21 protein-coding genes are annotated in these 20,647 nt (G+C 59.7%); 12 read left to right on the plus strand and 9 right to left on the minus strand.

The features are described 5' to 3' along the window. Positions 1-32: 32 nt before the first annotated feature. Both ACZ1G7_RS15020 and phbB read left to right on the plus strand, forming a co-directional pair. On the plus strand, positions 33-1,208 hold the full coding sequence (locus tag ACZ1G7_RS15020; protein ID WP_472660195.1) for an acetyl-CoA C-acetyltransferase: 1,176 nt from the start codon (positions 33-35) through the stop codon (positions 1,206-1,208). Positions 1,209-1,293: 85 nt separating this feature from the next. After that, positions 1,294-2,019, plus strand: coding sequence for an acetoacetyl-CoA reductase (phbB, locus tag ACZ1G7_RS15025; protein ID WP_472660196.1), 726 nt, complete (start codon positions 1,294-1,296; stop codon positions 2,017-2,019). 71 nt (positions 2,020-2,090) lie between these two features. Here the strand turns inward: phbB and ACZ1G7_RS15030 are convergent, their stop codons facing one another. After that, entirely contained in the window at positions 2,091-2,222 is a 132-nt protein-coding gene (locus ACZ1G7_RS15030; RefSeq protein WP_472660197.1) for a hypothetical protein, read from the minus strand. Positions 2,223-2,391: 169 nt separating this feature from the next. Between ACZ1G7_RS15030 and gcvA the strand changes: the two genes are divergently transcribed. Next, positions 2,392-3,273, plus strand: a complete 882-nt coding sequence (gene gcvA / locus ACZ1G7_RS15035; protein WP_472660198.1) for a transcriptional regulator GcvA — start codon at positions 2,392-2,394, stop codon at positions 3,271-3,273. A 71-nt stretch (positions 3,274-3,344) separates the two neighbouring features. Here the strand turns inward: gcvA and ACZ1G7_RS15040 are convergent, their stop codons facing one another. The 3 genes from ACZ1G7_RS15040 to ACZ1G7_RS15050 form a co-directional block, all read right to left on the minus strand. Beyond that, the gene (locus ACZ1G7_RS15040) at positions 3,345-3,509 is read right to left on the minus strand and encodes a YdcH family protein (protein WP_472660199.1); all 165 of its coding nucleotides are present in this window, start codon (positions 3,507-3,509) and stop codon (positions 3,345-3,347) included. A 93-nt stretch (positions 3,510-3,602) separates the two neighbouring features. Further along, positions 3,603-4,352 carry a tRNA1(Val) (adenine(37)-N6)-methyltransferase gene (locus tag ACZ1G7_RS15045; RefSeq protein ID WP_472660200.1) on the minus strand — a complete coding sequence of 250 codons (750 nt, stop codon included), beginning with the start codon at positions 4,350-4,352 and terminating at the stop codon, positions 3,603-3,605. 5 nt (positions 4,353-4,357) lie between these two features. After that, complete coding sequence (locus ACZ1G7_RS15050; protein ID WP_472660201.1) at positions 4,358-4,573, minus strand: putative signal transducing protein; 216 nt, start codon at positions 4,571-4,573, stop codon at positions 4,358-4,360. 67 nt (positions 4,574-4,640) lie between these two features. On the opposite strand from ACZ1G7_RS15050, the gene ACZ1G7_RS15055 reads away from it, so the two are divergent. Continuing rightward, entirely contained in the window at positions 4,641-5,627 is a 987-nt protein-coding gene (locus tag ACZ1G7_RS15055; RefSeq protein WP_472663743.1) for a polyprenyl synthetase family protein, read from the plus strand. A gap of 59 nt (positions 5,628-5,686) precedes the next feature. On the opposite strand, the gene ACZ1G7_RS15060 is transcribed toward ACZ1G7_RS15055, so the two are convergent. The 4 genes from ACZ1G7_RS15060 to ACZ1G7_RS15075 all read right to left on the minus strand — a co-directional run bounded on the left by ACZ1G7_RS15060 (position 5,687) and on the right by ACZ1G7_RS15075 (position 11,240). Next, positions 5,687-6,610 (minus strand): 4-(cytidine 5'-diphospho)-2-C-methyl-D-erythritol kinase, encoded by a 924-nt coding sequence (locus ACZ1G7_RS15060; RefSeq protein WP_472660202.1) that lies wholly within the window; start codon positions 6,608-6,610, stop codon positions 5,687-5,689. A 174-nt stretch (positions 6,611-6,784) separates the two neighbouring features. Next, positions 6,785-8,464, minus strand: coding sequence for a tetratricopeptide repeat protein (locus tag ACZ1G7_RS15065; protein WP_472660203.1), 1,680 nt, complete (start codon positions 8,462-8,464; stop codon positions 6,785-6,787). Between the two features lie 114 nt (positions 8,465-8,578). Next, positions 8,579-10,213 (minus strand): electron transfer flavoprotein-ubiquinone oxidoreductase, encoded by a 1,635-nt coding sequence (locus ACZ1G7_RS15070; RefSeq protein ID WP_472660204.1) that lies wholly within the window; start codon positions 10,211-10,213, stop codon positions 8,579-8,581. A 61-nt stretch (positions 10,214-10,274) separates the two neighbouring features. Further along, positions 10,275-11,240 (minus strand): phosphatase PAP2 family protein, encoded by a 966-nt coding sequence (locus ACZ1G7_RS15075; protein ID WP_472660205.1) that lies wholly within the window; start codon positions 11,238-11,240, stop codon positions 10,275-10,277. Between the two features lie 202 nt (positions 11,241-11,442). On the opposite strand from ACZ1G7_RS15075, the gene ACZ1G7_RS15080 reads away from it, so the two are divergent. The 3 genes from ACZ1G7_RS15080 to ACZ1G7_RS15090 are packed head-to-tail and all read left to right on the plus strand — an operon-like array spanning position 11,443 to position 15,604. Continuing rightward, the gene (locus ACZ1G7_RS15080; protein WP_472663744.1) at positions 11,443-11,745 is read left to right on the plus strand and encodes a DUF2834 domain-containing protein; all 303 of its coding nucleotides are present in this window, start codon (positions 11,443-11,445) and stop codon (positions 11,743-11,745) included. Between the two features lie 4 nt (positions 11,746-11,749). Continuing rightward, positions 11,750-13,015 carry a diaminopimelate decarboxylase gene (gene lysA / locus ACZ1G7_RS15085; RefSeq protein WP_472660206.1) on the plus strand — a complete coding sequence of 422 codons (1,266 nt, stop codon included), beginning with the start codon at positions 11,750-11,752 and terminating at the stop codon, positions 13,013-13,015. Between the two features lie 33 nt (positions 13,016-13,048). Next, a complete protein-coding gene (locus tag ACZ1G7_RS15090; RefSeq protein WP_472660207.1) occupies positions 13,049-15,604 on the plus strand; it encodes a DUF4175 domain-containing protein in 2,556 nt (851 codons plus the stop codon). On the opposite strand, the gene ACZ1G7_RS15095 is transcribed toward ACZ1G7_RS15090, so the two are convergent. Further along, entirely contained in the window at positions 15,595-16,314 is a 720-nt protein-coding gene (locus ACZ1G7_RS15095) for a zinc-ribbon domain-containing protein (protein WP_472660208.1), read from the minus strand. The genes ACZ1G7_RS15090 and ACZ1G7_RS15095 overlap by 10 nt on opposite strands. 161 nt (positions 16,315-16,475) lie before the next feature. On the opposite strand from ACZ1G7_RS15095, the gene ACZ1G7_RS15100 reads away from it, so the two are divergent. Genes ACZ1G7_RS15100 through kynU form a run of 5 tightly spaced genes read left to right on the plus strand, consistent with a single transcriptional unit; the run spans position 16,476 to position 20,643 of the window. Continuing rightward, positions 16,476-17,153, plus strand: coding sequence for a cell division ATP-binding protein FtsE (locus ACZ1G7_RS15100; RefSeq protein WP_472660209.1), 678 nt, complete (start codon positions 16,476-16,478; stop codon positions 17,151-17,153). Then, the gene (locus ACZ1G7_RS15105) at positions 17,150-18,055 is read left to right on the plus strand and encodes a cell division protein FtsX (RefSeq protein WP_472660210.1); all 906 of its coding nucleotides are present in this window, start codon (positions 17,150-17,152) and stop codon (positions 18,053-18,055) included. Before ACZ1G7_RS15100 ends, ACZ1G7_RS15105 begins: the two co-directional genes overlap by 4 nt. Next, complete coding sequence (locus ACZ1G7_RS15110) at positions 18,055-18,804, plus strand: lysophospholipid acyltransferase family protein (RefSeq protein ID WP_472660211.1); 750 nt, start codon at positions 18,055-18,057, stop codon at positions 18,802-18,804. The genes ACZ1G7_RS15105 and ACZ1G7_RS15110 overlap by 1 nt, the downstream gene beginning before the upstream one ends. Further along, on the plus strand, positions 18,804-19,409 hold the full coding sequence (locus ACZ1G7_RS15115) for a pyridoxamine 5'-phosphate oxidase family protein (protein WP_472660212.1): 606 nt from the start codon (positions 18,804-18,806) through the stop codon (positions 19,407-19,409). The genes ACZ1G7_RS15110 and ACZ1G7_RS15115 overlap by 1 nt, the downstream gene beginning before the upstream one ends. A gap of 37 nt (positions 19,410-19,446) precedes the next feature. Then, on the plus strand, positions 19,447-20,643 hold the full coding sequence (kynU, locus tag ACZ1G7_RS15120) for a kynureninase (protein ID WP_472660213.1): 1,197 nt from the start codon (positions 19,447-19,449) through the stop codon (positions 20,641-20,643). The last annotated feature ends 4 nt before the right edge of the window (positions 20,644-20,647 follow it).

Here is a 20,647-nt window from a genome sequence, read left to right on the forward strand (position 1 = left end):
GAAATCGGCGTTGCCGTCGGAAAGGAATATTCATGACAAATGTGGTTATCGCATCAGCTGCCAGAACGGCCGTTGGCAGCTTTTTGGGGTCTTTCGCCAACACTCCGGCGCATGATTTGGGCAAGACAGTTCTTGAAGCCGTTGTTGATCGCGCGGGAATTGACAAAGCTGAGGTGAGCGAAACCATAATGGGTCAGGTGTTGACCGGTGGGCAGGGTCAAAACCCGGCCCGTCAGGCGCATGTCAACGCGGGTCTTCCGATTGAAAGCGCCGCTTGGGGCATCAACCAGGTGTGCGGTTCGGGCTTGCGTGCCGTTGCGCTGGGCGCCCAACATATCCAGCTTGGCGACGCAGATATTGTTGCCGCTGGCGGTCAGGAAAACATGTCGATGAGCCCACATGTCGCGAATTTGCGTCAAGGCCAGAAGATGGGTGATCTCAAATACATCGACTCGATGATCCGCGATGGGCTTTGGGATGCCTTCAACGGTTATCACATGGGCCAAACGGCTGAGAATGTTGCTCAGAAATGGCAGATCAGCCGCGATGCGCAGGATGAATTTGCCGTCGCTTCGCAAAATAAAGCAGAGGCTGCGCAGAAAGCTGGCAAGTTCGCTGACGAAATCACGCCATTCATTGTGTCGACTCGTAAGGGCGACCTGACCATCGATAGTGATGAATATATCCGCCACGGCGCAACGATGGAGGCTATGGCAAAACTGCGCCCGGCTTTCACCAAAGATGGGTCTGTAACCGCCGCGAATGCTTCTGGTCTGAATGACGGTGCTGCAGCGACGCTTTTGATGTCGGCTGACGATGCTGAAAAGCGTGGGATTGAGCCTTTGGCCCGCATTGTGTCCTACGCAACAGCTGGGTTGGACCCGTCCATCATGGGTGTCGGCCCGATTTACGCGTCGCGTAAAGCGCTGGAAAAAGCGGGCTGGTCGCCGGAAGATTTGGACCTTGTCGAGGCGAATGAGGCCTTCGCTGCGCAGGCCTGCGCCGTGAACAAGGATATGGGCTGGGACCCTGAGATCGTCAATGTAAATGGCGGCGCCATTGCTATTGGGCACCCGATCGGTGCGTCGGGCTGTCGTGTTCTGAACACCCTTCTTTTCGAAATGCAGCGCCGCGATGCGAAAAAAGGTCTCGCGACCTTGTGCATTGGTGGCGGTATGGGCGTCGCGATGTGCCTCGAACGCCCCTAAGCGAGGAAATAGGTTGCGCATAAATATTGCGCAACCTATCGTGCTTTAGAAATAAAATTACCTTAGATTTTCAGGAGGAAACATCATGTCTCGTGTTGCACTTGTGACAGGCGGCTCACGCGGTATCGGCGCGGCCATTTCGAAAGCGCTTCAGGCAGAAGGGTGCCAAGTCGCTGCGACCTATGCCGGCAATGACGAAAAAGCCGCGGCCTTCACGGCGGAGACTGGCATCAAAACCTTCAAATGGAATGTTGCCGATTATGACGCCTGTACCAATGGCGTGGCCCAGATCGAAGCCGAGATCGGCCCGGTCGATATCCTCGTAAATAATGCCGGGATCACACGCGACGCACCGTTTCACAAAATGACGCCTCAGCAATGGCATGAGTGTATCGATACCAACCTGAATGGCGTGTTCAACATGACGCACAACGTCTGGGGCGGTATGCGCGAACGCAAATTTGGGCGGATCGTGACGATTTCTTCGATCAACGGCCAAAAGGGTCAGTTCGCACAGGCCAACTATGCGGCAACCAAAGCGGGCGATATCGGCTTCACCAAGGCTCTGGCGCAAGAAGGTGCCCGGGCTGGTATCACAGTCAACGTCGTGGCACCCGGCTACATCAACACGGAAATGATGAGTACTATCCCTGAAAAGGTGATGAACGAAGTCATTCTTCCCCAAATTCCCGTTGGGCGCTTGGGCGAGGCATCAGAAATCGCGCGCGCTGTCGCTTTCTTGGCGTCGGACGATGCTGGATTTGTTACGGGCTCCACGATTTCAGCCAATGGCGGCCAGTACCTGTCCTAAAAGTAGATTGCTTATGGAAAGGGCCGGAGCATCAGCTGCTCCGGCCCTTTTTTTCTGCGTGGCGCGCTTGGTCAGGACCAGTTTCTAAGGGACGAAACCAGCTTTGGGATGGCGCGGAACAAGGAGGCAACGGCCTCCCCACGAATGTCATGTGCAGCTTTCTGTGCGGCGATTGCCTGTGGGTTGAGATGTGTTTCGATCATTGTCAGCTCCGTAAGCATCTGAATTTCTGAATTGAAACCAATATGCGGCCCCGCCAGCCAACCGACAAACGAGACTTTTCAAGCCTTCAGTTAAGTTATACTTATGTGAGCTATGGACAGGCTCCCACCCCTCACAGCGCTTAGAGCGTTCGAAGCGGCTGCGCGCCATATGAGCTTTGCTCTCGCAGCGGAGGAATTGAATGTCACGCCGGCGGCTTTGAGCTTTCAGATCAAGTCGCTTGAACAGCATCTTGGCGCGCCCGTGTTCCGACGCCTCAACCGCGCGGTTGAACTGACAGAGGAAGGCAAGCTGTTGCAGCCCGGCGTGCGCGACGGCTTCACAGCTCTGCAATCGGCCTGGCGCACTGTGACGCGTCGATTGAACCAAGACACGTTAACCATCACGGCAGGCCCGGGCTTTACCGCAAAATGGCTTGCGCCGCGTCTGTTTACCTTTGCCCAAGCAAACCCGGACATTGAATTGCGCTTTTCAGCTAGCCTGCAGATCGTCGATTTCGACCGCGATGATGTCGACGTTGCAATTCGTTTTGGGCAGGGCGGCGACAAGAACCTGTATTCAAAGCAGATCATAGATGAATGGATCGCGCCGATGGTGTCGCCTGTTTTGGCGCAAGACCTGTCGGAACTGTCAGACCTTGCGGATATGACGCTTCTGCATGACGACCACACCGTCTTTTTGAAGCCGCATCCCAATTGGTCTTATTTCTTCAAAGCCTGCGGGCTTCCTGAGCCCCGTCAGCAGGGTCCGCACTTTTCGCAATCCGATCATGCGATTGACGCGGCACTTGCGTCCGCCGGCGTGGTGTTGGGGCGTATTTCTATGACGGAGTCATATTTGCGGGACGGGCGCTTGGTGATTCCGTTCAAATCCGCGATGCGTCTTAACGCGGCCTATCGGATTGTTTGTCCGCTTGGGTCGGAAACCCGCCCCTTGGTGGCGAGGTTCATCAAATGGATCGAGGCGGAAACGGCAGACCTTTCCGGGTTCGAACAAGGACTCACTTTCCTCGATCCAAGTGCGATCACCTGATCCAAAACCAATTGCGGCCGCGTTTGAGTGTTTCAAACGAGGCCGCTGCACCTTAAATCTGAGGAGTGTCGCTAGGTTTGAAGCCGCGACATTTCCTCCTTTAATCGCAGTTTTTGTTTCTTTAGCTCGACGATAGACAAGTCATCCGCACCCGGGCTGCGATGTGCAGCCTCCACCATTTCAGACAGGGCTTCGTGCTTTCGTTTCAGCTCCGTCAGATGCGAAGTGATGGTCATGGCAATCCTCCTAAAAATGATATGGTGCCCCAGTGCAGCATATCTTTGCCAACCTGTCACGACATTTACGACGCGGCGGCGCAGAAGAAATCGTTAAAATTCTATGGCTTGCACGCCGCGCAAGATAGATTTCGCCTCTTGGGTATAGCTGTCGCTGTCCCGATCATGCGTCGATCCTTCATGAAGAATCAGCGGGTTAGACAAGGATGCGGCGGCGCGGGAGCCTTTGCGCGCGCGCAACAGAAATCGACTCGCACGCCTGTTTTGCCGTGCAGAAAGTGGCTTTATTTGTATCGCAGCTGCACGCCCATTGAGCGCGTTGATAACATCCGGCAGGCGCTCAATTATTAAGATTACCGTCAGCCAGCCCTTCGGCTTCAGTCGCTTGAGTGCCGAGTCGATCCAGATCGGAAGCTCCGTCACTTCCTGACGCGCGCGCGCGCGACCGTCATCCGTTGCTTTGCTGCCACCGATAAAAAATGGCGGGTTCATGATCACGTGGTCGAAATTCTGGCTTCGCAGCTCCGTTGGCATGTTGGACAGATCGCCTTCAAGCACGGTCATGGCAATCCCATTCTCCCGGGCATTTTTGCGGGCGAGGGCGGCATAGTCAGGCTGAATTTCGAGGCCGGTAAGTTCGACCGGGACGCGACGGGTCAGACACAGGCTGGCGGTCCCGACGCCGCAGCCCAGATCGAGCACCGTTTCACCCGGTTTGGCAGGGCACGCAGCCGCCAGAAAAACCGGATCTGTTGCAGCGCGGTACCCGTCTTTTGGCTGCCGAATGGTCAAAAGACCATCGAGGAAATCGTCTTTGGAGATCTGAGCCTCTGAAAACCCCACCGGCGCTACCCGTTCAGCTCGATATCATTGTCCGTGAGAACCGCGCGGGCGATGAAAAGGTCACGGTCGACCACCATCAGCCGCCGCGGCATTATGCCAATGCTACCTTCGAGCACACTCATGTGGACGTCCATTTCAAACACGCCTATGTTTTCCCCCTCAAGCAGGGCTTTGGCGAAGGCGATTATTGTGGGGTCGTTGCTGCGTAGAAGCTCTTTCATAGATGCGAGATAACGGCAGCCGGATAGGAATGTCGAGAGAAGAGGCAGCGTGACGATCCAAAGCGAAATGAGCATCAAGCCGCATGACCGTTTGCAGGCGGCCCTGTCGGATGATCTGACCCACGTGAACAGCTTGATCCGGGACCGGATGGCGTCTGAGCACGCGCCGCGCATTCCTGAGGTGACGGCGCATTTGGTGGATGCGGGTGGCAAGCGGGTGCGGCCGATGCTGACTTTGGCGGCTGCGGGTATCTGTGGCTACGCGGGGCCCTATCATGTGCATCTGGCGGCGACGGTTGAGTTCATCCATACGGCGACCTTGTTGCATGACGATGTTGTTGATGAATCCGAGCAGCGGCGGGGGCGGCCGTCGGCGAACCTGTTGTGGGACAATCAATCCAGTGTACTTGTGGGCGACTATCTGTTTGCACGGGCGTTCCAGTTGATGACGGAGCCGGGGCGGATGGATGTGCTTCGGGTGCTGTCGAACGCGGCGGCGACGATTGCGGAGGGGGAGGTGCTGCAGTTGACGGCGGCCTCGAACCTGGCGACGACGGAGGAGACCTACCTGAAGGTCGTGCGCGGGAAGACGGCGGCGCTGTTTTCGGCGGCGACAGAAGTGGGGGCGATGATTGCGGACGCGCCGGAGGCGGTTGTAAGGGCGTTCTTTGAGTATGGTGACGCGCTGGGGATCAGTTTTCAGATCGCGGATGATATTCTGGACTTCGGCGGGATCAGCGCTCAGACGGGGAAGAATGTGGGGGATGATTTCCGGGAGCGGAAGCTGACCTTGCCGTTGATCAAGGCGATTGCCGGGGCGGATGATGAGGAGCGGGCGTTCTGGAAGCGGACGATTGAGAAGGGTCAGCAGGAGGAGGGTGATCTTGAAACCTGTCTGGCCCTGCTGAAGAAATATGGGGCGTTGGAGGCGTCTCGGACGGAGGCGGTTCAGTGGGCTGAAAAGGCCAAGACATCCCTGAAAAACGTTCCCGATCATGCGATGAGAGAGATGCTGTCAGATCTGGCAGATTACGTGGTCGCCCGGATCAATTGAGGTGCCCCGCATGCGGGGAATCTTGTAAGCTACTCATAAGAAACGACATTCTAAAAATCTTAACGATTTAGAAAGGTGCGCCCCGCGCCGCCGAGCAGGCAGGGTTGCACCCAGAATTCGGGCTGATTTGCTTGAATTTCATGCGCCGCAGCGGTGGCGTCTTCCGCATTGAGGTATAACCCAAAACAGGTCGCCCCAGAGCCGGACATGCGTGCAAGTGCGCAGCCTTGGGTGGTTTCGATTTGTTGCAAGCTCTGCGTGATCACAGGTGCAATCGCGCAGGCGGCGGCTTGCATATCGTTGCGCTGGGTGGCGAGCCAATCGATAAAGGCGGCACGGTCAGAAAAATCTACGCGCGCATCTGGCATGGGCGAATTGTTCTTTTCGGTGATCGCCTTGAAGACCTGCGGGGTCGGCACTGAGATGCCGGGATTGACCAAGACGGCGTGTAGGCTGGGCAACGATGTGACGAAGGTCAATTGCTCACCGATGCCGCGCATCCGGGTGGTCTGGGAAAACAGGCAAACCGGGACGTCGGCGCCAAGCTCTTTGAGTTTGGCGGAGATCGCGGCGGTCTCATCATCAGTCAATTGATCTGGGTCGAGGGCTTTGTAGAAAAGCTGGTCGAGCGGCGTGTCGTCCCAGAGGCGCAACAGCCCACGGAACGCCGCAGCCGCGTCGGCGGACCCCCCGCCAATACCAGCAGCGGAGGGCAGGTGTTTGGTTAGCGTGAATGCAGCGCCTGTGTCTTGGGGCTGAAACAATTGGGCACATTTGAGGATCGAGTTGGAGGTATCGGCTGGGACGCCTTTGGCTTTCGGGCCCTCGATTGTCAGGGACAAGGTGTTTGCTTTGGCGATGTCGAGCCGGTCGCCGATATCTGCAAACATCACGAGACTGTCGAGCAGGTGATACCCGTCATCGCGTTGGCCGGTGATGTGCAAGGTCAGGTTGACTTTGGCGGGGGCGAATTCGGTGATCATGAACTGAGCACGCCGGGTCTTCTGTGTGAGACCCAATTTAGCAGAGCTGAGGGCAGGCCCCGACCGCGGGCGTCGGGCTGAAAGCCCCCGCCCATGGGGGCGGTCGGGGGCTGCCCGGCGGTTCCCACCGGGCGAAAGGTGGATGTCTTGCCCAAGCTCAGAATTGGTTTGGCCTTAGTTGTCAGAGCCACCAGCGGCTGCTTCTTCTTCATAAACCACGTCGAGACCGACCTCGATTTTGCGGCGAATGCGGTCGGCTTCTTCTTCCTCTGGGTCAAAAGACAGCGCGCGTTTCCATTGAAATTCAGCTTCCCGGAAACGTCCGACTTTCCAGTAAACGTCGCCTAGATGGTCGTTGACGATGGGGTCGACCGGCAAAAGCATCACGGCTTTTTCCATCGGCTCAACGGCTTCTTCATAGCGACCCAACCGGTAGAACACCCAGCCAAGGCTATCGGTGATATAGCCGCTTTGCGGGCGTTCGGCGACGGCGGTCTCGATCATCTCAAGCGCTTCGTCGAATTTGGTTTTCTGTTCCACCAGCGAGTAGCCGAGGTAGTTCAGCACGTCTGGTTGGTTCGGATTGAGTTCCAAGGCTTTGCGGAAGTCGACCTCCATATTTTCGAAGTCGCCAATGCGTTCGTGGATAATCCCGCGCGCATAGTAGACCCGCCATGAATTGAAATCATCGGGAGCGCGCAGATCGATGGCTTGGGAATAGGCGTCGATGGCTGCGGGTTCCTGATCGGTGCGGCCCAGAAAATCGCCCAGCACCGCGAAGACACGGGGGCGGTCAGGATATTGCCGGGAGAGGGCTGTCAGCACCTCAACCGCGGCGTCTTTTCGGTCGTCCTGATAGAGCGCCTGCGCGCGGCCCATTTCGGCGAAGAACAACGCGGGGTGATCTGCGGGGACCTCAGCATAGGCGGCTTGGGCGAGGGCGTATTGCCCAAGGTCTTCGAGCATTTCCGCCGTCATGATTGACGATTGCGGATGCACGGGGCGCAGGAAGTTGGTCAGGCGCGTATAGAGCAGCACAGTTTCAGGCGCGGCGCGGCCTTGCAGGATGGCGGCGAGCGTGAACAGCACCTCCGCCGCGCCGTCTTGAGGGGTTGTCGCGAAGGTGTAGGGGATCTGCTCGCCTGCGGCGATGCGCGCGCTAAGCGCTTCAAGCTCAGGGTTGAATTGCGTGGCGGCGGTCGCGGCCAGCAGTTCCAGCGCGTCATCGGGGCGTTCGAGCTGCATCAGCACCTGCGCCTGCGCTTCAATCCCGCGCGCGCTGAGGGTGAGGGGGCCGTGACGTTCGCCCGACAAAATGTCGTTGGCGCCTTCGAAATCGCCGACCTGAGCCAGCGTCAACGCCTGATGGTAGTAGGCCAGCGGCGCGATGTCGCCGTCCTGCGCCAGCGTGGCAAGCCTGTCTTGCGCCTGCGCCATGTTGCCTTGGCCAAGGTAGGCCCAGGCCTGAAGCAGACCGTCGATCAGCGGCGCGAGCCCTTCCGTCTGGGTGCTGCCTACGGCGGCGGGGGCGAAGTTGCCCTCCTTGAAGGCCGCGACCTTGGCGACGAGCGCGATGATGGGGGACAGGCCGCCGGCCTCAACATATGTATTTGAGACGCGGGCGGCGGCGTCCATGTTTCCGGCGCCGACATTGGCCTGCACCGCATTTTCCAGGATCGACAGATTGGTGGGGTCCTGGGCGACCGCGCGGGCGTAGTAGTCGACGGCCTCAGCGTAATCGGCGGACAGGCTTGCCTGACGCGCGGCGAGATAGGGCCCGGACACCTCCGCCTTGAGCGGGGCCGCGAGCATCACTGCCGCCAAGATCAACGCCGTGGTGTTTCGCAAATTCATTCGCAATGTCCGCCTGTTTTTCAATGCTTGCTGTGAGGTCAAGCTAAGCGGGGCGGGGGGCATTGTCCATGCGGCCCCGCGCCCGTGTTGGTCACATCTTGGACAGTTGGGCCGCTACATATTCGGGTAGTTCGGCCCGTCGCCGCCCTGCGGCGTTGTCCAGACGATGTTTTGGCTTGGGTCCTTGATGTCGCAGGTTTTGCAATGGACGCAGTTTTGGAAGTTGATGACGAAGGCGTTGTCGACGACCTCGTACACGCCTGCGGGGCAGTAGCGCTGCGCGGGCTCGGCGTATTGCGGCAGGTTGATGCCGATTGGGACCGCCGGGTCCTTGAGATGCAGGTGCGCGGGCTGCGATTCCTCATGGTTGGTGGCGGAGAAGGACACGTTGGTGAGCCGATCAAAGCTGAGCGTGCCATCGGGCTTGGGATAGTCGATTGGCTGATGCTTGGAGGCTTGTTCGGTCGCATCGGCGTCGTTTTTCTTGTGCGGCAGCGTGCCGAAGATTGAAAAGCCCAGCGTGTTGGTCCACATGTCCATGCCGCCCAGCACCAGCGACGCGGTGAGGCCGTAGTTGGACCAGAGCGGCTTGACGTTGCGCACCTTTTTGAGGTCGCGGCCGATGGGGCCGGTTTTGACCTCGGTGTTGTAATCCTCCAGCGTGTCGCCGCTGCGGCCTTCGCCGATGGCTTTGAACGCGGCCTCGGCGGCGGCCTTGCCCGACAGCATGGCGTTGTGGTTGCCCTTGATGCGCGGGACGTTGACCATGCCGGCCGAACAGCCCAGCAGCGCGCCGCCGGGGAAGGCGGTTTTGGGCATGGACTGGTAGCCGCCCTCGGTGATGGCGCGGGCGCCGTAGGCCACGCGTTTGCCGCCCTTGAGCAGGTCGGCCACCATCGGGTGATGCTTGAAGCGCTGGAATTCCATGTAGGGGAAGAGATGCGGGTTTTTGTAGTTCAGGTGCACCACGAAGCCGACATAGACCTGATTTTTGTCGAGGTGGTAGATGAACGACCCGCCGCCCGCGTTGGAGTTCAGCGGCCAGCCCATTGTGTGGGTGACGGTGCCCTCCGCGTGCTTGGCGGGGTCGATTTCCCAGATTTCCTTCATGCCGAGGCCGTATTTCTGCGGGCTTTGGCCTTTGCCGAGGTCGTATTTCTCGATCACTTGCTTGGACAGCGATCCGCGCACGCCTTCGGACAAGAAGACGTATTTGCCGTGCAGTTCCATGCCGGGTTCGGTGTTTTCGCCGATGGAGCCGTCCGCTTCCAAGCCGAAGACGCCGGCGATGACGCCTTTGACTTCATCATTGTCGCCGAAGACCAGATCGGAACAGGCCATGCCGGGGAAAATTTCGACGCCCATGCCTTCGGCAATCTCGGCCATCCAACGGCAGACATTGGCCATGGAGACGATGTAATTGCCGTGGTTGTTCATCAAAGGCGGCATCGGGAAGTTGGGGATGCGCAGCTTACCGGCCTCACCCAACATGTAGAAATTGTCCTTCTTGACCGGCACCTTGATGGGGCTGTCCATATCGCGCCAGTCGGGCAGCAACGCATCCAGGCCGCACGGGTCCAGAACCGCACCTGACAGGATATGCGCGCCAACCTCTGAGCCCTTTTCGAGCACGACGACATTGATGTCAGAATCAAGCTGTTTGAGACGGATAGCGGCGGACAGACCTGCAGGCCCGGCACCAACAATCACAACGTCATATTCCATGCTTTCGCGTTCGATTTCAGCCATGTTCCGACATCCCTGTTTAACGTATCTAAGCGGTGTTAGCGCCTTATTAGATAACGTTCAATCAGGCAGGTGCCATAGGCGCAAATGCGACGTTGCGTCGCCGCGTCAGGGCCCATGCGCCAAAGATCAGGATCATCGAGACATAGCCGTCCACGGCATAGTGCCAGCCATTGTAGACGGAGGCGAAGCAAATTGCGGCGAGAAAGACCACTGCGAAGGGTACAAGAACCTTGCTGCGTTCGAACAGGTACAGAGCAAACACGGTTGAAACACCAACATGCACGGATGGGAAAGCGGAAATGCCAGAGCCGATGGACTGGCTGTTTTCTGAATATTGGGTCCAGAGCCCTTCTTGCACAATGCCCAGTTTACTGGCAGTGATCCCTGTCGCCTCTAACGCGAGGTTGAGATCGCTGAACCGCGTTCCGCCAAGCAAGCGGTCGTAATATACAGGTCCGACAGAGCTGAACATGGTGGCCACGACATTGCCCAAGCCGATCCAACAGATCACGTGAAGCAGCAGGAAGCGATTTGTGCGCTCTTGATCGGTGTCGGTGACTGCGATGAGGACGGGCAGGAATATCGCCGGCAGCGTCCACATCCAGAAGTACAGCACGACGACTGCATTGGCGTGGATGTAGTCGGCAAAGCCATGCGTCCAGACCCAAGGATCGACCCCGAAATGCAGCATCGCATCTAGATTGGCGAGCATCTCATCGGCATAGAAGGGCACCACGTAGGGGATGGTTGTTTTAAACAGTGAAAAGGCTGATGAGAACATCATGCAGCCCAGAATTGCATAAATCGTCGGTAGAATGCGGTTGGCGATGCCCATATGCCGCGTGAAAAACAGCAAGATGATCAGGAAAACGCCCAGATATTTGGCGTAGACGAATAGCGATTTCGCCAAGCTCATCGATTTTACATAGACGAAGGCCAATAGGGTCGCAGGGTCTTCGCGTACAAGGAAAACCAACGCGATCCCGAGGCATAGATATACCGCCGAAAAGATTAAAAACTGTCTCATGCCCAAACGCTCAGGTTTTGTTTCCTAATGTTGATCTGGAAACTATTGGTTCAATCAGGCGAGATTGTGGCCCCCAACGGGACATAATTGGGCACCTGCCGCCGCTCGTCTTTCTGCTTGCTATGCGGGGTTTTACACCGGCGGGATTCGCTCTACGTAGCGCGGCACACGTCTTTGCTGAAGGGACACCGGAATGACGATCATGCGCCTTGTCTATTTGGGCCTCGCGATTTGGGGGACGATCCACCCGATGAGCTGGTTTATCGCGTGGTTTAATGAAAACGGCTATTCCCTAAGCGCGATGGTCGAGGCCTGGCATGCGAATGCTGCGACCTCCGGTCTGGTGTGGGATTTAACGATTGCGGCTGTGGCGTTGACGATTTGGGTGATCGTTGAAAGCGTTCAACGCAAAGCGTGGTTGAACTTGGTCGCAATCCCGGCGACGTTCTGCATCGGCGTCAGCTGCGGGCTGCCGCTTTACCTGTTTCTCCGTTCCAAGGCCTAACTTTATGGACCACTTTTTGTACCGCGACGGCGCGCTTTACGCCGAAGACGTCCCTGTGTCCGAGATTGCCGCCGCCGTCGGCGCGCCGTTTTACTGCTATTCCAGCGCGACATTTTCGCGCCATTTCAAGCTGTTCGACGAGGCGTTGGAGGGCATGGAGCATCTGGTTTGCTACGCGATGAAGGCCAATTCCAATCAGGCGGTGTTGAAGCTGCTGGGCGATTTGGGCGCGGGCATGGATGTGGTGTCCGGCGGGGAATACAGGCGTGCGCGCGCGGCAGGCGTGCCAGGCGACCGGATCGTATTTTCCGGCGTCGGCAAGACCGAAGCCGAGATGCGTGTGGCCATCGAAGGCGGCATCCGCCAGTTCAACATCGAAAGCGAGCCGGAAATGGCGGTGCTGTCGCGGGTTGCGGCGTCGATGGGGGCCGAGGTGCCGGTGACGATCCGCGTGAACCCGGATGTGGACGCCAAGACGCATGAGAAGATTTCAACCGGCAAGAAGGGCGACAAATTTGGCATCCCGATCAGCCGTGCGGTTGAGGTTTACGCCCTTGCGGCCAGCCTGCCGGGGCTGAAAGTGATCGGCATTGACGTCCATATCGGCAGCCAGATGGTCGATCTGGAGCCGTTCCGGCTGGCGTTTCGCAAAGTCGCCGCGTTGACGGAGACCCTGCGCGCCGAAGGCCATGAGATTTCGCGGCTCGATCTGGGCGGCGGCCTGGGCATCCCCTATGAGCGCTCCAACGCCGACCCGCCCCTGCCGCGCGATTTTGGGCAAGTGGTGCGCGAGGAGGTCGGCCATCTGGGCTGCGAGATCGAGATTGAACCGGGGCGGCTGATCGCCGGGAACTCGGGCATTTTGGTCAGCGAAGTGATCTATGTGAAGCAGGGCGAGGACCGCCAGTTTTTGATCCTGGACGCCGCGATGAACGACCTGATCCGGCCCGCCATGTATGGCGCGCATCACGACATTGTGCCGGTGATAGAGCCCGCCCCGGGGGCAGAACGCGCGGTCTATGACGTGGTCGGCCCGGTCTGCGAAAGCGGCGACACCTTCGCCAAAGGGCGCGAAATGGCGGGCATGGCGCCGGGCGGTCTGGTCGCCTTCCGCTCGGCTGGGGCGTATGGCGCGGTGATGGCGTCGGAATACAACTCCCGGCCGCTCATTCCGGAGGTTTTGGTGCAGGGGGATCAATTCGCCGTCATCCGGGCGCGCCCGACCTTTGACGAGATGATAAATCGCGATACTATTCCTTCATGGCTGTAGCGCTATGGTGTGCTGGGCCGCAGGATTCGTGATTTGAACGAGAACGACCGCAAGATTGAGCTGTACAATTTGCGCCGCCCGCTGGGGCTGACGCGGGCCGGGATGTTGGCGGAACAGGCCGTGCGCGGGCTTTGGCCGCTGTGGTCAGTGCTGCTGGTGGCGTTTTTCATCCTGTCGTTTGGGCTGCATAACAGCGTGTCGCTGGAAGTGTTCTGGATTGGCTGCGTCGCGTTTGCGGCGGCGATTGTCGGCGGGCTGATCTACGCCCGGCGCAATTTCCGCTGGGTCAGCGAAGACGACGCGGTGGACGCGTTGGACAAATCGATGCCGGGCCGCCCGCTGACGGCGACGTTTGATGACATGGCGATTGGGGCCGATGATGTGGCGTCGCGCAGCGTGTGGCAGGCGCATATCGCGCGGACCCGCAAGCGGCTGGCGGCGGCCAAGGCGGTAGAGCCGGATTTGAAGATTTCCAAACGCGACCCGTTCGCGCTGCGCTACGCGGCGCTGTTGCTGTTCGGGGTTGCGGTGCTGTTCGGCTCGATCTGGCGGCTGGGCGCGCCGCAGGGCGTTTTGCCGGGCACGCCGGGCGAGGCCGTGATCGCGGGCCCCAGCTGGGAGGCTTGGGTGGAACCGCCCGATTACACCGGCAAGCCCACGATTTATCTAAACGACGTAACAGTGGGCGCGTTTGAGGTGCCGACCAGCAGTGAAATTACCGTGCGCCTCTATGGTCAGGTGGGCGCGATCCCTTGGTCCGAAACGCTTTCCGGCACGGCACCGCCAACGGAACCGCAATCGGCCTTTTCGATAGACGTGACCCGCAGCGGCGCGCTGAGCATTGATGACCAGACATGGCAGGTGAACGCGCGCGCGGATGCGCGCCCGCATGTCAAACTTGATGGTGAGATTGAGCGCAGCCTTGATGGCGAGATGAAAATGCCTTTCTCGGCCTCGGATGATTACGGCGTCGAAGGTGGCACGACCACCGTCACGCTGCATCTGGAAGAGATTGACCGGCGCTACGGCCTAAGCGTTGACCCGGAACCGCGTGACGCATTGGTGCTGGACCTGCCAATGCCCATCAGCGGCAACCGCGACAATTTTTCGGAATTGCTGGTCGAAAATCTGGCGGAGCACCCCTGGGCGGGGCTGAATGTGCGCTTCTCGCTGGATGTGTTTGACGCGCTGGGCCAGGAGAGCCCGGATGAATTTGTCGACACCGCGCTGCCGGGGCGGCGGTTTTTTCAACCGATTGCATCGGCCTTGATTGAACAGCGCCGCGACATCCTGTGGTCGCGCGAAAACGCGAAACGTGTGAGCCAGGTTTTGAAAACCATCACCTTTGAGCCGGACGGGTATTTCCCGAATGAGACCGCCTATCTGATGGTCCGCCGGGCGATTGAACGGCTGGACGTGCACCGCACCTATGGGCTGAGCGAAGCCAAGCGCGATGAGATTGCCGCATTGCTGTGGCGCGCCGCGACCATGCTGGAAGAGGGGCGCTTGTCGGACGCGCTTGAGCGGCTGAAACGCGCGCAGGAGCGCCTGAATCAGGCGATGGAAGAAGGCGCGTCGGACGAAGAAATCTCCGAGCTGATGCGCGAAATGCAAGAGGCGATGCGCGAGTTCATGGAGCAGTTGGCGCAAGAGCCCAACCAGCAGGCGCCGGGCCAGCAATCTGAAAATAGCCAGGAAATGACGCGGCAAGACCTGCAAGATATGCTCGACCGGATCGAAGAGCTGATGAAGGAAGGCCGCACCGCTGAGGCGCAGGAACTTCTTCAACAGCTCATGGAGATGATGGAGAACATGCAAGTGACCGAAGGCCAGCCGGGCCAAGGTCAGCAGGGCCAAGGCGATCAGGCCATGCAGGGCTTGCAGGAAACCCTGCGCGACCAGCAAGGCCTAAGCGATGAGGCGTTCCGCGACCTGCAAGAGCAGTTCAATCCCGGCGCGCAAGCGGGCGAAAATGAAGGCAATGAAGGCCGCAATGGCGGGCAGGGCCGCGGCGAAAGCCATGAAGGCGGCGACGGGCAAGGTCAGGCGCAAAATCAAGGCGAACAGGAGCCGGGCGAAGGCAATTCCGGCAGTGGCGAAGACAGCCTTGCCGACCGTCAGGAACGCCTGCGCGACGAGCTGAACCGACAGCGCAACCAACCGCTACCGGGCGAAGGCACGGAAGCTGGCGACGCCGCACGCGAAGCATTAGAACGCGCCGATGAGGCCATGGGCCGCGCCGAGGAAGCCTTGCGCGATGACGACACCGCCGAAGCGCTGGGCGCGCAATCGGATGCGATGGACGCGTTGCGCGAAGGCATGCGCAATCTGGGTGAGGCGATGGCCGAGAACCAGCAACAGGGCCAGCAAGGCGATGCGCCCGGCCAAGCCAGCGATGACAGCCGCGACCCGTTGGGCCGTGAACCGGGTCAAAACGGCCAGATCGGCACGAATGAAGGGCTTTTGGGCGATGAGCTGGCGGAGCGTCGGTCACGCGAGCTGCTGGACGAAATTCGCCGCCGGTCAGGGGAGCAAGATCGCCCTGAGGTCGAGCGCGACTACCTTAACAGGCTGCTCGATCAGTTCTGAGAATTGTCACCGACCTGTTCGGTCAGGGCGTTGAGCTGTTCAAGCAAGGCTTGCGCGCCTGTGTCGAGTGCTGCGCGCAACGTGTCGATCATGTCGACGTAGCTTTTCAACATGCCTGCAGCGCCTGGGAAGCGTTCTGCCAACTCCGGCGCGTAGGCGTAGACGACCAAAATCGCGGCGATCAGCAACAAAACAAGGCCAAAGCCCAGCCGGAATGCGCTGCGCCCGCCAGTCTTTGTGGCCGTTTCGGACCCGTCGCTGTCAAGATCGGGATCAGGCGTGTCGGCAAGGGTTGAATTGATTTCCTCGATATCGGGCAACAGTTCGCGCTTGCCGCCTTCGGGACGGCGCGGCGCGGGCGCGAGGGCAGCTTCAACCTGCGCTGGGTCTTGGCTTTCGGCGGCGGGCGTCGGGTCTTCGAGGCCCAGATCAGTTTGCGTCTCTAACCCGCTGCTTTCGGCTGAACGCGCGCGCTTTTCGCGGGCGACTTCCTCATGCAGGATATCAAGCGCTTTTGGGTCGGTCTCAGTGCGTTTGGCGGTCAGTTCGGGGGGCGTTTCGGCCGGGCCTGCCTCCGCAGGTTCAAGCTCACCGGGTTTCACAAACCAGGTGTTTGAACAATTCGAGCATTGCACGTCCCGACCTTCGACCGGAAACAGGCTCGCCTCGACCTCATATTCAGCATCGCAATTCGGGCAAATCAGCCGCATTGTTGTCCCTTGTATCCGCCGGCTTGCTGGCGGGTCCCCGTTAACCTATGCACTCTTAACGCGGGAGAAAACCTATTCCAAGCGTTAGTGTTTCTGATTGATTGCAACTGTGCCCCGCTATGGCCTAATTGTCCTTAACCAAGAAACCGGAGCCGCCGCGCGTGATTGAATTTGACAAGGTTGCCTATTCCTACGGCGGCGGAGATCTTTTGAACGACCTATCGCTGCGGGTGCAGCCGGGTTCGTTTCACTTCCTGACGGGGCCGTCGGGGGCGGGCAAATCGACCTTTTTGAAGCTGTGCTACATGGAATTGGTGCCCAGTTCCGGGCTGGTTCAGGTGTTTGGCCAGGACGTGCGCGCGATGGGGCGCGACCAGATTGCCGCCGCGCGGCGGCGCATCGGCGTGGTGCATCAGGATTGCCGTTTTCTGGACCATCTGAGCTTGCGCGAGAACGTGGCCCTGCCGCTGACCGTCGCGGGGCGCGACCCGGGCGCGGGGGCTGAGGATTTGAGCGCCTTGATGGATTGGGTGGGGCTGCGCGCGCAGACCGAACAGCGCCCCGCCGAACTGTCGGGCGGGGAACGGCAACGCGCGGCGCTGGCACGCGCGGTGATCATGGACCCGGATGTGATTTTGGCCGATGAGCCGACGGGCAACGTCGATTGGGAAATGTCCCAGCGCCTGCTGAAGCTGTTGATTGAGCTGAACAAACTGGGCAAATCGGTGATTGTGGCGACGCATGACATGAACCTGATCCGGGCGGCAAAGAACCAGGTCTCGGTGCGGGTTTTGCGCATTGCCAACAAGTCGTTGCAACTGGCGGGGGCGGATTTGTGAGCCGCGTTTTGACCGTACTACGCGACCTGTTGCGGGGCGACCCTCAGGCCGACCGGGTTGTGCCGCCGACGGGATTTACCGCGACGCTGACCACGCTGACGGCAGCGTCGATGGCGTTTTTGACGGTGTTTGCGTTGGCCTTGTCGTTGGCCACGGAACGGCTGGCGGATCGGTGGGATTCGGAACTGGCGCGATCTTCGACGGTGCGGATTTCGGCGCCAGTGGCGGAATTGGAGGCGCAGACCCGCGCGGCGCAGGAGGTGCTGCGGCTGACGCCGGGCGTGGCGCGATCGCGCATCCTGGGCGACGAAGAACAACGCTTGTTGCTGGAGCCATGGTTCGGACCCGACCTGCCGGTGGACGCGCTGCCGATCCCGCGCCTGATCGAGGTGATCGAGGATGACGCGGGCTATGACATTGAAGGTTTGCGCCTGCGATTGGCCGCTGAAGCGCCCGGCGCGGTTTTGGATGATCACACGCGGTGGCGCAGGCCGCTGGTGTCGGCGGCGACGCGGCTGCGCAACCTGGGTTGGATCGCGATTGGGCTGATCGCCTTGTCGACGGCGGCGATGATCACATTGGCGGCGCGCGCGGCCTTGGCGGCAAATGCGCAGGTGATTTCAGTTACCCGGCTTGTGGGCGCGCGCGACACTTACATCGCGCGCGCTTTTGTGCGGCGGTTTACGTTGCGCACGGCGTTGGGCGCGCTTGTGGGCACTTTGGCCGGGATGGCCGCAATCGCGCTTCTGCCCGGCGCGGCCGAGGAAGGCGCCTTCCTGACCGGATTGGGCTTTCAGGGCGTGCATTGGCTGCTGCCGCTGCTTATCCCGATCCTGGGCGCGGTGGTCGCATTTTGGGCGACGCGTAGTGCTGCAATGTCGGTGCTGAAGGGAGTGACCTGATGAGCTATGCAATTCAATGGCTGCGGTCATTGCTGTTTATCATCGTGATGTATGCGGGCATGCCGGTCTATGCGCTGCTGTATCTGCCTTGGACTATTGTCAGCCCGCACGGTGCTGTGGCGGCCTGCCACGCCTATTGCCGTTATGTGAAATTTCTGGCGCGCTGGATGGTGAATCTGCGCTGCGAGGTGCGGGGCACGCCGCCGGAAGGCCAAGTTCTGGTGGCCGCCAAGCACCAGTCCTTCCTTGATATCATCATGATTTACGACGCGATCCCGCATGGCAAATTCATCATGAAGCAAATCCTGCTCTATGCGCCGATCCTAGGGCAATATGCCTACCGGCTGGGAAGTGTGCCGGTGAACCGTGGCAAGCGTGGCAAGGCGATTGCCAAGATGTTGGAAGACGTCAAAAAGGGTGAAAGCCTGCCGGGCCAGCTGGTGATTTACAGCCAAGGCACGCGGCTCGCGCCAGGGGTAAAGCGGCCCTACAAGGTCGGCACGGCAGTGCTGTATGAGCAGATGGGCACCGAATGCTACCCGGTCTCCACGAATGCTGGTGTGTTCTGGCCGCGCCACGGCATTTACCGAAAGCCCGGCACGGCGGTGGTGGATTTTCTGCCGCCGATCCCGGCGGGGCTTGGCAAAGAAGAGTTTTTGCAGCGGTTGGAGCAGGAAGTCGAAACCTCCAGCGAGGAATTACTGGATGAAGCGGGGTTCACGCGGCCCCCAGAGGTGGAGCAAAGCTGATGGAATTTGTAGAGCGCATCGAGGATTTGGAGGCGCTTTACGGCACCCCCGGTGAGGCTTCCCTTCTGAAAGTCGCGTGCCAGATGACGCCGACATATCGGGCGTGGATCATGGCCTCCCGCTTGTGCATCTTGTCGACCGTGGGGCCTGAGGGCACGGATGGCAGCCCACGCGGTGATGACGGCCCGGTGGTACGCGAGCTGGACGAACATACGCTGGCAATGCCGGATTGGCGCGGCAACAACCGTATGGATTCATTGCGCAATATCGTATCAGATGGCCGTGTTTCCCTGATGTTCATGGTACCCGGATCAAACAATGTCGTTCGGGTGAACGGGACCGCACGGGTCTGTGTGGATGCGGATTTGCTGGCTTCGTTTGAACAGAAAGGGCGGCACCCAAGGTCCGTGATCGTGATCAAGATTGCAGAGATTTACAGCCAATGCGCGCGTGCGCTGATGCGCGCACGGGTCTGGGCGGGCGAGGATGACAGCGCCGGGCTTCCCAGTGTCGGCGACATGTTGGCGGAAATGAGCTCCGGCGCATTTGATGGCGGCACTTATGACGCTGAATGGGGCGCGCGCGCCGCGAGCACCATGTGGTGAGGCTGCAATCACCGCCACGCGATACCAAAGAGGGACCATGACTGATTTCACCAAGACCCGCGCGATGTTCGATATCCCGGAGGGCATGATTTACCTCAATGGCAATTCGCTTGGTCCGATGCCAAAGGCCGCGCCGGATGCGATGCAGGGGTTTTTGCTGGATGAATGGCGCACCGAGCTGATCAAGGGCTGGAACACCAAAAACTGGTGGATGCAGACCAATGTTCTGGGTGACCGCGTGGCCAAGCTGATCGGCGCGGCCCGCGGGACCACAGTGGTCAGCGACACGCTGTCGATCAAGGTATTTCAGGCGGTCGCGGCGGGGCTTGCGATGGTGCCCGACCGGCGGGTGATCTTGTCGGATAACGGCAACTTTCCCACGGATTTGTATATGGCCGAGGGGCTGATGAAGCTGAAAGATGACGGCTACACGCTGTGCATCCCCGACCCTGAAGACGTGATGGACGGGATCTCCGATGAGGTGGCCGTGGTGATGGTGACGGAGGTCGATTACCGCACCGGGCGGCGGCACGACATGAAGGCGATCATCGACAAGGCGCATGACGTGGGCGCGGTGGTGGTCTGGGATTTGGCCCATTCCGCCGGGGCCATTCCGGTCGATGTTGCGGGCAGCGACACCGATTTTGCCGTGGGCTGCACTTATAAATACATCAATGCGGGGCCGGGTGCGCCGGCCTTCATTTACGTGGCGCCGCGGCTGCTGGACAGCGTCGAGCCTGCGCTGTCGGGCTGGTACGGCCACGAGGCGCCGTTTGCATTTGAGACGGATTTTCGCCCGATGCCGGGCAAGATTGACCGGATGCGCATCGGCACGCCGTCAATTGCTGCGTTTTCCCTGCTGAGCGCGGCGCTGGATGTGTGGGACCATGTCGATATGCACGATGTGCATGCCCGCGCCGTTGACCTGTCACAGCTGTTCATCCGCGAAGTGGAGGCCCGCTGCCCCGGCGTGAGTTTTGCCGGGCCGCGTGACCCGGATGCGCGCGGCAGCCATATCGCGTTCCAGTTTGAGCATGGCTATGCCTGCATGCAGGCGCTGATCGCGCAGGGCGTCATTGGCGATTTCCGCGCGCCCGACATTATGCGGTTCGGGATCACGCCGCTTTTTATCAATGAGGCCGACATCTTGCGGGCCGTGGACGTGCTTGAGGATATTTTGAAGCGGGAGACCTGGAAGGAAGACCGGTTTCAGGTGCGCTCCAAAGTGACCTAAGGGG

Source organism: Litoreibacter sp. JB4-2, from assembly GCF_055693445.1.